13 protein-coding genes and 1 tRNA gene are annotated in these 9796 nt (G+C 39.7%); 12 read left to right on the plus strand and 2 right to left on the minus strand.

The features are described from left to right. The first annotated feature begins 518 nt into the window (after nt 1-518). From SGI74_03280 to SGI74_03290, 3 genes are all read left to right on the plus strand, one after another. On the plus strand, nt 519-1007 hold the full coding sequence (locus SGI74_03280) for a hypothetical protein (protein ID MDZ4676509.1): 489 nt from the start codon (nt 519-521) through the stop codon (nt 1005-1007). Between the two features lie 79 nt (nt 1008-1086). After that, nucleotides 1087-1839, plus strand: a complete 753-nt coding sequence (locus SGI74_03285) for a hypothetical protein (protein ID MDZ4676510.1) — start codon at nt 1087-1089, stop codon at nt 1837-1839. 14 nt (nt 1840-1853) lie between these two features. After that, on the plus strand, nt 1854-2045 hold the full coding sequence (locus tag SGI74_03290; GenBank protein MDZ4676511.1) for a hypothetical protein: 192 nt from the start codon (nt 1854-1856) through the stop codon (nt 2043-2045). A gap of 111 nt (nt 2046-2156) precedes the next feature. Here the strand turns inward: SGI74_03290 and SGI74_03295 are convergent. Continuing rightward, a tRNA-Arg gene (locus tag SGI74_03295) sits at nt 2157-2233 on the minus strand. A 155-nt stretch (nt 2234-2388) separates the two neighbouring features. On the opposite strand from SGI74_03295, the gene uppP reads away from it, so the two are divergent. Beyond that, complete coding sequence (gene uppP / locus SGI74_03300; protein ID MDZ4676512.1) at nt 2389-3204, plus strand: undecaprenyl-diphosphatase UppP; 816 nt, start codon at nt 2389-2391, stop codon at nt 3202-3204. Here the strand turns inward: uppP and SGI74_03305 are convergent. Beyond that, nucleotides 3130-3864, minus strand: a complete 735-nt coding sequence (locus tag SGI74_03305; protein ID MDZ4676513.1) for a helix-turn-helix domain-containing protein — start codon at nt 3862-3864, stop codon at nt 3130-3132. The two genes, uppP and SGI74_03305, sit on opposite strands and share 75 nt — an antisense overlap. A 158-nt stretch (nt 3865-4022) precedes the next feature. Here SGI74_03305 and SGI74_03310 point away from each other — a divergent pair, with 158 nt between their 5' ends. The 8 genes from SGI74_03310 to SGI74_03345 all read left to right on the plus strand — a co-directional run. Continuing rightward, nucleotides 4023-5027: an ATP-binding cassette domain-containing protein gene (locus SGI74_03310; GenBank protein ID MDZ4676514.1), complete on the plus strand. Its 1005-nt coding sequence runs from the start codon at nt 4023-4025 to the stop codon at nt 5025-5027. Continuing rightward, a complete protein-coding gene (locus tag SGI74_03315; GenBank protein ID MDZ4676515.1) occupies nt 5024-5833 on the plus strand; it encodes an ABC-2 family transporter protein in 810 nt (269 codons plus the stop codon). The genes SGI74_03310 and SGI74_03315 overlap by 4 nt, the downstream gene beginning before the upstream one ends. Then, nucleotides 5830-6624: an ABC-2 family transporter protein gene (locus SGI74_03320; protein ID MDZ4676516.1), complete on the plus strand. Its 795-nt coding sequence runs from the start codon at nt 5830-5832 to the stop codon at nt 6622-6624. The genes SGI74_03315 and SGI74_03320 overlap by 4 nt, the downstream gene beginning before the upstream one ends. A 185-nt stretch (nt 6625-6809) precedes the next feature. Then, nucleotides 6810-7574 carry a hypothetical protein gene (locus SGI74_03325; GenBank protein MDZ4676517.1) on the plus strand — a complete coding sequence of 255 codons (765 nt, stop codon included), beginning with the start codon at nt 6810-6812 and terminating at the stop codon, nt 7572-7574. Nucleotides 7575-7614: 40 nt separating this feature from the next. Continuing rightward, nucleotides 7615-8583: a deoxyhypusine synthase family protein gene (locus tag SGI74_03330; protein ID MDZ4676518.1), complete on the plus strand. Its 969-nt coding sequence runs from the start codon at nt 7615-7617 to the stop codon at nt 8581-8583. 227 nt (nt 8584-8810) lie between these two features. Next, complete coding sequence (locus SGI74_03335; protein MDZ4676519.1) at nt 8811-9191, plus strand: hypothetical protein; 381 nt, start codon at nt 8811-8813, stop codon at nt 9189-9191. A gap of 13 nt (nt 9192-9204) precedes the next feature. Further along, nucleotides 9205-9504, plus strand: a complete 300-nt coding sequence (locus SGI74_03340) for a hypothetical protein (protein ID MDZ4676520.1) — start codon at nt 9205-9207, stop codon at nt 9502-9504. A gap of 76 nt (nt 9505-9580) precedes the next feature. Then, the coding region (locus SGI74_03345) for a hypothetical protein (protein MDZ4676521.1) at nt 9581-9796 on the plus strand (216 nt) is incomplete at its 3' end.

Consider the following 9796-nt stretch of genomic DNA (forward strand, 5'->3'; position numbering starts at 1 on the left):
TTGTTTGCCGGTATCCATTGCTGGAAAATAACAGGATCTCCCAAGTTCCGATCGCTTCTCAATGACTTCGTACCGCGGACTTAGACCCCGAAAGAGAAAACAAGTTCTCGCATTACGACCTTGCTCTTACTGCCTTCCGATACATGAACATCGTCGGCCTCTTTAACACTGGAAAATTTCGGGGCTCAATACCTTCACTTGCGTTGCGGTCCAACGTCTCCTGTCTTGCGGCTTCACGGATCTTGTTACCGCCACCCGTGCGCATTAAGTTTCAGGCCGCCTGCTCGGCTTTGCCTGCGTCGGATTTCTTACCGACAAGAAACGATCGATTTAGCTTGGCGCACTCATATTTATTCCTTGAAGTTTTGGAAACCAATATTGTTGATTAAAACCAAAGACTCTAAATGTTACGTTTTTTCATCAGAAGACGCGCTCTCAGCATCAAGAGAGTTAGCTCTGATTTGTAAAACTGAAATAACATCAGATGTTAGATTCGTGGCATAGTTGAAGGAGAGAGCTTGAAGAAACTTGATGTTGATTGTGATAAACTAATCTCTCTGTGTGGGATAATGGCTGTAACGACAAACAAGATTATTTGCGAGAAATACCCACCATTAGAAAATATTAAGCTAACCGAGTTTCTTGCCTTTTATGCGGTCGCCTGTCTTGCTGAGATTCTCTCTATGTTCGCCTCAGAGCACGATGAGGCTGCTTTTAATTCTTGGTATAAAACAGCTTTAGTTCCTGTGCTGAATAAAAAATATCAACATGGGTCCACACTACTTATTGATTGCATGGAAGCAAAAGCCACTTTTATAAAACAAGCTGAAAAAATAAAATTTGAAAACCATGAGGAGCCATTAAAAATATTACCCTGCTCAGTTGGCGGGTGGCTTTTAATTAATTTAGTTGGAAAAGATTTTGCAAAGCAGAATATGGAAATTGCAGAAATTCTTGGTGGTTTAGCAGAGCGCGATGGGCAGGAAATTTTGCGCACGCTAGCATAATGTCAAAGCTATTCATCGGGTCATCCATACCGTGGACTCAGTGTTTGTGTCCCAGAAAACTCATGGAAATAGAAAATTTGTGTATATAGGAAGAGTAAAAAATAAAGTAAACACCGTCATCGGCAATATTCTGTCGGCCATTACCTATTACAAGCAGCTTAACAAGTTTGTTAGGTTCGAGTTGAATGAAAGTGATTTAGTTAAAGCTCAAATCCTCAATATCTTGCAAAAAAAGCTGGGCAATGATCACCACAACTCCATATTAGCGACGGAGCTCTCTGAAGCTATTATAAACATGATTGAAGCCAATGACGAATCCCTTGTTTTGGACAGAGTGAGCAAGCATTTTGGACCACTGCTTGAATTAATAGTGCACAAAACTGGATTACTCTGCGGTGTTGCAGGACTGTGGGAATTAAATCTTAAATTTCTTGCACACAAACTGAATATTGATGTTTTTGAGGAGCGTCGAGACGAAGTAAGAACCACTAACTTATCAGTAATTTGCAAAGAGATAAATCGTCGTTACCCTAAAATTAAAGTGGATTTTGAATTTCATGGGAATATTCGCCATTGCCTGTTTCATGGGAATTTCAAGCAGCTTAGGATAATGATGGAGTTAAAGTTGAGTGCTGAAGATAGAGAAATTCTGAAGAGTAAAATTGTTGCCCTCCATTTCGGGAAACAAGGAAATGATCGCTTCACAATGTCTGACGATCAAATGTCAATTAATCAGGCCATTGAGATGGGTCCATTTTTTTGGTTTTATCGGGCGGTAATTCTAAACTTATTGATTTTGTGGTTCGGGAATTTGAACATGGGCTTGCTCTAATCGAAAAGCTAATCATGATCCAGGGTGTGAGCTTTGATGACTGCGCTGGTATTTTTGATCAGCTGGCGATTGAAGGAAGAAGGCTGACGCCAATACAGGAGGAGCGTCTTTTTCAGCAGCATAAAAGATTCGCGCCGCATTTTACCGACACTAGAGAAGACTTTATTAAGCGACTATATCAATCCTTTGATGTTGTTGTTGCGTAGGTTTCAGCCGTGGCGGCATTGGGCCGACTACACTCCGGTGCGCCTAGGACCCTATATGGACCCTAAAATAAAAAGTCTTGAAACCCAATTCTGGTAAGTGTTTGAAAAGATTGGTGCGGCCGGCAGGAGTCGAACCTGCGACCCTCAGATTCGTAGTCTGATATTCTATCCAGCTGAACTACGGCCGCATCGAGGGAAATAAAGAAAGAAATGGATAACACTGTGTGACCCGGTTTGCAACCCTCTAAAACTTGCCCAATGTTATTGAAATCATTAGAAGATGTGGATTATCTACACGATTTTACATAACATTTACTTTGATCAACAATTAATGAGGGCGGCGATGACAATTCTTCAAAGCATTATCCTTGGAATCGTTCAAGGTTTGGGAGAATTTCTCCCCATCTCTAGTTCCGCTCACCTTATTATAGTTCCGTGGCTTATGGGCTGGCCAGATCACGGCCTTACTTTTGATATCGCACTTCACTTCGGCACACTGACAGCGCTTCTTATTTATTTTCATCGCGAGTGGTACGAATTAAGCCTTGCTTGCCTCCGCTTACGGCCAAAACATTTCAAGCCCGGAGCTCTTAATAACGACACCAATCTTAGGCTTGCACTTTATATTGTGATCGCAACAATACCGGGTGCGATTTTAGGCCTCTTACTTGAGCACCATGTAGAGACTGTGTTTCGTAATCCAAAACTCATCGCATTTACTCTAAGTGGCATGGGTATAGCGTTGTGGATTGTGGATAAGAAGGCGCCGAAATCTCGAGACATCGTAAGTCTCACATTAAAAGATGCAGTGATCATTGGCATCTCCCAAGGCCTTGCATTGTTTCCGGGAATTTCAAGATCTGGCATCACAATCACAACTGGTCTCTTACGTGGACTCGATCGCGGAGCTGCCGCAAGATTTTCATTTATGCTTTCAATGCCCATCACAGCGGGTGCTTGTATTTTAAAACTTCGACATCTAACCGCCGCTGATTTTACAAATAGTTTTATCGTAGGAGTAATCGTTGCAGCAATCTTTGGTTACTTAGCAATTGGTGGATTAATCAGGTTTTTGCAAACAAGGTCATACGGTGTATTTGCCGTCTATCGCGTGGTGTTGGCTCTTATTATTGGGGTGGTGATTTTTTACCGCGGTTAATTCAAATTCAATCTTTTCAAATACAGGTAAAAGATTTTTTAAAACCGTGATGTCACCCTCGATTTTTCCCCATATTTTTTCACTCTTTATATTTTCTTTTTGGGAAACCAAGCGAATCCAATCTCTTAGATTTAGAGTTACGACGCTTTGAACTCCGATAAGATTTACTACTTCGTGAGGCAAAATATTTCGAACAGATATGTTTTGAGTTTCACCACGTTCCAAAAGATATGAATCCGTCTTGCCACTATGACAAACTCTAATCTCCACACACCCTTCTCCACGCCCTAAAAATGAACACATAAGTCTTAGAGTGAGTGAAACATCTATTTGTTCTTGTGACCCAGGTTTTCCCCAGATGTTTTGATTAGCCCAAATAAAAACCCGCCTTAACACTGGCATAAACGATTTACCAATTTCAGTTAATTGATATTCTACGCGAGGTGGTGCTTCAGAATATTCTTGCCTCACAATAATGCCTTTTACACAGAGATGTTCAAGTTTACGCGTGAGCTGATCCATGGAAATACTTGAAATATTCGCTTTAATAGTTTTAAATCGCTTGGGCCCCATCATGAGTTCGCGCAAGATTAGTAATGACCAACGATCACCAATAATATCTGCACTGCGCGTAATAGGGCACCATTGTTCATTACTCACAAAATAAGAGTATCAACATCAAGGTTAAGAATCTTTGGGAATACGCGAGACAATCAATTTTTAGACATTGGTCCTAAAACAATATACCAAATCGAAGTTGGCTTTACGATGAGTTTGTTTTTGCAACATCACTCCTTTGTGACTAAACTTTTTAGTCTATGATTCAAGTAAAAGGTCTATCTAAGGTATTTCGTGTTCATCAAAAAGAAGCGGGTCTCAAAGGCTCTATTCGATCACTTTTTAATAGAAAGTGGCTCGATAAGTGGGCACTCAACGATGTATCTTTTGACGTTAAGGCTGGTGAAATCGTAGGCCTTGTCGGTTCAAATGGCGCAGGTAAAACCACACTCATGAAACTTCTTGCGGGAATTGTTCACCCCACCTCGGGTGAAGCCCATGTGCTTGGACACATTCCGTGGGAAAGAAACAATGATTTTCGCCGACAAATTGCTTTGATCATGGGGCAAAAAGCGCAGTTATGGTGGGATCTTCCTGCCGCTGATTGTTTTTTATTATTAAAAGAAATTTATCAGATTCCCGATGATCTTTACCATTCAACTTTAGACGATTTGACAAACGCACTTCAGGTAAAAAAACAACTCAACATTCAGGTGCGGAGATTAAGCCTGGGTGAGCGCATGAAGATGGAACTTGTTGCAGCACTCTTACATCAACCTAAAATTGTTTTTTTAGATGAACCCACTATAGGTCTTGATTTAGCTGCACAAAAAGCAATTCGTGAGTTTTTACTTCACTACAGAAAATTGCACAACCCTGCAATGATCGTTACGTCTCACTACATGGAGGACATCACACGTCTTTGTGAGCGTATTATTATTATCAGAGAAGGTCAGTTTATTTATGACGGACCCATTGGCAACGTAGCTAAAAAATTCACCTCTCATAAATTAATCTCAGCACATCTTGATACAATTTCTACTTCAACTGAACAAACCTCTATCGCGAGTCAGTTAGGCATTGATGTAAGTGATGTCATTGTTCAAACTTCTGAACTCATTAAAGTTAAAATTTCACGAGATAGAATCGCAGAAGTTTCTGCTCAAATTTTAAAATTACTTCCAGTTGTTGATCTTACCATTGAAGAACAAGACATTGGAGAGGTGATTTCTTCACTCATGCGCGGAAAGAAGGACTTTCTTTGATTCCTAACTGGGTTAAAGATGTCTACACTCTTGAGCTTAGAAAAATTTTTTCTTACCGTGTTGATTTTTGGATGGAATTTTTAGGCTCAATCGGAATTCATCTCACAGCCGCATATTTTCTTTGGAAAGCGATATTTGAAGCAAACTCCGCAAGCACTATCGGAGGATACACGTTTGGCCATATGATGGTTTATTATCTACTTGTTCCATTAATTGAAAAATTAGTTCGCGGACACGAAAGAGGAAATATTTCAAATGAGATCTATGACGGCAGCCTCACCCGCTATCTTATCTACCCACTGTCTTTTCTTGGGTATAAGTTTGTAACAAATATTGCCGTGAGTACGATTGGGGTGCTTCAATTTTTTTTGATCATGATTATATATTTAATATTCTTTGATGTGCCCCCGACAGTTCACTTTAACTTAACAAATACTGTCATGGCATTTATCGCCATAGGCTCCGCAAGTATTTTATTTTTTCTCATCACCGCAAGTCTAGAATGTATCGCCTTTTGGGCTGACAGTATTTGGAGCTTACTTGTCATGTTGCGCTTTTGTATCGGAATGCTCGGGGGCGGAATGATTCCACTCTCACTATTCACGCCACAAGCTCAAGAGATCTTAAGCTATCTTCCCTTTATTTATATTGCTTCATTTCCCATTCGCACACTCACAGGTGAAGTTTCGTTTACACAATGGGGACAAGGAATGTTTATATTATTTTTTTGGATAGCAGTTTTTGCTACGGTTTCTAAAACCGTACTCAAGCGAGGGCTTTACCAGTACTCAGGTGTAGGGATATGAAGATACTTCGCTACTTGAAACTCTATGGTTACTTCGTACGATTTTCTGTGAGTCGTTCTATGGAATTTCGAATTGATTTCTTTTTTCGCATTATCATGGATCTTCTTTATTATGTCGTTAACCTCGCATTTTTTCACATTCTCTACAAACACACACCAGCACTGGCTGGGTGGCGCGAGCCTGAGATGATGGTGTTTGTATCTGTGTATTTACTTATTGACGCCATCAATATGACCTTATTTTCAAACAATATGTGGATATTGCCAAGTCTCGTTAACAAAGGGGATCTTGATTATTATCTAATACGCCCAGTTTCTTCTTTGTTTTTTTTATCGCTCAGAGAGTTCGCATTTAATTCATTTATTAATTTAATTATCGCCTTAGGAATTGTCGCGTGGGCATTTATGAATTACCCGCACCCCATTTCATTTTTTCAGATAATATTTTTCTTTTTTAACGTCTGCGTAGGTACCCTGCTTTATTTTTCAGTACGCCTCATTACATTACTTCCTGTTTTTTGGACTCATTCTGCTCGAGGATTTGACGCCTTATTTTGGCCAATGACGCGTTTTATGGAAAGACCTGATCGTATTTTTAATGGATGGACACGGGTTTTATTTATTACCGTTTTACCATTTAGCTTAATGGCGTCTTATCCAGCGCGATTGTTTTTAGATCAATTTGATCCATTAATTTTTTTACACCTTATTAGTGCCGCTATTATCTATTTTTTACTTCTCATCTGGGCATGGAATCGTGCACTCAAAGTTTATAGTTCCGCCTCTTCTTAACCGCCCCACATTTACTCACTCGAGTTATTTTGCCCCAACTAAACGCATTATAACTGAGGTGATTTGAGGCCCAAACATTGCAACACCAGACATTAGCGGTTTTTTCATCCCTTAATACCTCGACCTTCCTCGAGATCATTTCATAAAAAATTAAACAAATTAATAGAATTTCCGAAAAGTAACACATGAGTAGGCTCTACATTGTGCTCTTAAGCATAGCCGCATTTTCGATCTCTTTAATTGGGGCGACATTTTCCGTTGTGGGCCTCGCGCAACTTTTTTCTGGTGCCGGCAAGTCAGTAGCTCTTATGGCCGCAGCACTTGAATTTGCCAAAATAGTTTCTGCAGGTTTTTTATACCGCTACTGGGGCCATGTTAATAATCTCATGCGATATTATCTTTCTATCTCAGTAGTTGCACTAGTGGCAATCACGAGTATGGGTATTTTTGGGTATCTCTCTAACGCCTATCAAAAATCTTCACTGGGTTTAAAAACTCAACTTGTGAAAATTGAATCTCTTGAAGGCGAAAATTTACGTGTCGTTGCAGAAATCAAAGAGGTGCAACAATTTATTGATTCAATCCCACGAAATAGAATTACCAAAAAATTTGCATTTCAAAAAGAATATGCCCCCTATATTCGAAAACTCAGAGAAAAATCTGATGGCATTTCAAAAGAAGTTCAAGTTATGAAACTTGAAATTTTAAATACGCAAACAAAAATCGGCCCCATTATTTATGTGGCCAAAGAACTTGGCACGGATGTGGATACGGTTGCAAAATATTTGATATTCTTATTTGTAAGCGTATTTGACCCTCTAGCAATTTGCCTTGTTTTTGCCACAAGCCTTGCCATAAATCTGCGTGAAAAATATCGTGGAAATGAACGCCGGATCGCCGCACATTCATTAAGCAACCCTGTTGACCACCGCCTTAAGAAAGCCAGCTAATACTTGCAAATTAAAACAAGCCGTAGTAACTCTCATGTCCATGACAAAAGGACCTATTTCACAATTTATTGAGAAAAATTTTTTGCACTTCAATGCCGCAAGCCTTGTTGACGCCGCCAAAGGCTACAACAAGCATCTTGAAAGTGGCGGCAAGATGTTTGTCACACTTGCGGGTGCGATGAGTACTGCTGAGCTTGGCATTTCATTAGCCGAAATGATCAGACAAGATAAGGTTCATGGAATTTCATGTACGGGTGCAAATTTAGAAGAAGATATTTTCAACCTCGTTGCGCACAATCACTATAAACGAATTCCTGATTACCGATCACTTAGCACTGCACAAGAACAAGAACTATTAGAACAACATTTGAATCGCGTTACAGATACTTGTATTCCCGAAGAAGAAGCAATTCGTCGTATTGAGAGAGTCGTTCTTGACGAATGGGCAAGCGCTTCAGATAAAAAAGAGAGCTATTTCCCCCATGAGTATTTATATAAAATAATCAGAAGTGAAAAATTAGTTAAGAGCTACCAAATTCCTGAAGAAAACAGCTGGCTCGTTGCCGCTTGCAAAAAGAATTTACCCATTTTTGTGCCAGGCTGGGAAGACTCAACATTAGGAAATATTTTCTCAGCTCGTTGTATTCAAAATAAACTCTCCCCCCGAGCAATGAAGAGCGGGATTGAATACATGATAAATCTTGCTGATTGGTATGAGAAAATGAGTAAACACTCTGTTGGTTTTTTTCAAATTGGTGGCGGTATTGCTGGGGATTTCCCCATTTGCGCAGTTCCCATGATGAGACAAGATCTTGAAAAAGACGTTCCGCTTTGGGGATACTTTTGCCAGATAAGTGATTCTACGACAAGCTATGGCTCTTACTCAGGTGCTGTTCCAAATGAAAAAATCACCTGGGAAAAACTCGATGCAACAACTCCCAAATTCATTATCGAATCTGATGCAACGATTGTTGCTCCTCTGATTTTTGCTTATGTTTTAGGCAAATAAGACTCCAGCTATAGACATTCTTCATGGTTAATATGCGCCCGTCGGTTGCCCCATTGCAGCTGATATGTTATGTTGTACACGAATTTAACTTGTGAGTGTGTTGCCAGATGGTCGAAGTAATTTGTATAAGTTGTAAATCACCAAAAGCCTCAATTAAATGTGGGCTTTGCGCATGTGCCATTTGCAAAAACTGCACTGAATTTCTTGATACTGAAAAATACACTTTCATGAGTCAAAAACCAGAAGAGCTTTCCCATGAACAGTATTGTCCATTTTGTTATACTTCAAAAGTTCAACCGACCATAAGAAGATACAACGAAATTCTACGACGCGCAAAAGTTGTGATTTTCATCGACACAGCTCGCAGAAAACCTTTGCCACTTTTAGAAAAATCAAAAGATCCGATTCTTGTACAAGATTGCACAGATCGAGAAGAAACTATTTTGCGATTGGCCTTTTTGGCTGCCGAAAAAGGCTATAATGCTGTTATTAAAGCAAGCGTTGACCACAAAAAGGTTAGAAACTTTGGTTATCAAAAAATGAGTTGGCACGGCAATGGGTTTCCCGCACAACTTGACAGTGCAAAGCTTGAGCGCCAAGAAGAATAAAGGACTCACTTTAATGTCTGAAAAATCAGAACAAATTAAAAAATCTAAAAAAACACGTGAAGCAAAACCTGGCGAGCTTCGTGCTATTAAGATTCTTGAGACTATTGAAAAATTCAGTAAACGACCCGAAGCACGAATGGATCTTCAACGCCTTCTTGATCGACTTTCACCAGACGGAAAAATTTATGCAAGGCATCTAATAATGTCAGGCCCATCTGGTAATGCGGCAACAGTGACGGCAACCGGGCTCACAATTAAACAAATTGAAGATGCCATGCTTGAAATTGAAGACGGCCTAAGCATCACGACCTAAGTCTAGATCGATTTTTTTCTAAAACATCTCTGCATTTGCCCAAAATTTCTACCGATGAGATTTTAGAGGTGAAAACATGTCAAAACATCATCCTGACGCAATTTTTTGGAGTTTAAATTTCAGAAAAAATAAATCCGCAGAAATATCGCGTAATGCGTTTTTAAAAAACATTCCGTTTTTTGCCCATCTTACAGATAAACAACTTAAAATTCTTGCGCAAAATATGCACGAACGTAGATATGAAGAAGACGAATTTTTATTTGAGCTCAATCACCCCGGCGCTGCACTTTTC

This window comes from Oligoflexia bacterium, assembly GCA_034439615.1.
GTDB lineage: Bacteria > Bdellovibrionota > Bdellovibrionia > JABDDW01 > JABDDW01 > JAWXAT01.

Bases quoted from the DNA above. Each gene is read 5' to 3' on its own strand.
- SGI74_03290 (MDZ4676511.1), top strand. From the start codon at position 1,854: ATGATCCAGGGTGTGAGCTTTGATGACTGCGCTGGTATTTTTGATCAG.
- uppP (MDZ4676512.1), top strand. From the start codon at position 2,389: ATGACAATTCTTCAAAGCATTATCCTTGGAATCGTTCAAGGTTTGGGA.
- SGI74_03310 (MDZ4676514.1), top strand. From the start codon at position 4,023: ATGATTCAAGTAAAAGGTCTATCTAAGGTATTTCGTGTTCATCAAAAA.
- SGI74_03320 (MDZ4676516.1), top strand. From the start codon at position 5,830: ATGAAGATACTTCGCTACTTGAAACTCTATGGTTACTTCGTACGATTT.
- SGI74_03325 (MDZ4676517.1), top strand. From the start codon at position 6,810: ATGAGTAGGCTCTACATTGTGCTCTTAAGCATAGCCGCATTTTCGATC.
- SGI74_03330 (MDZ4676518.1), top strand. From the start codon at position 7,615: ATGACAAAAGGACCTATTTCACAATTTATTGAGAAAAATTTTTTGCAC.
- SGI74_03335 (MDZ4676519.1), top strand. From the start codon at position 8,811: ATGAGTCAAAAACCAGAAGAGCTTTCCCATGAACAGTATTGTCCATTT.
- SGI74_03340 (MDZ4676520.1), top strand. From the start codon at position 9,205: ATGTCTGAAAAATCAGAACAAATTAAAAAATCTAAAAAAACACGTGAA.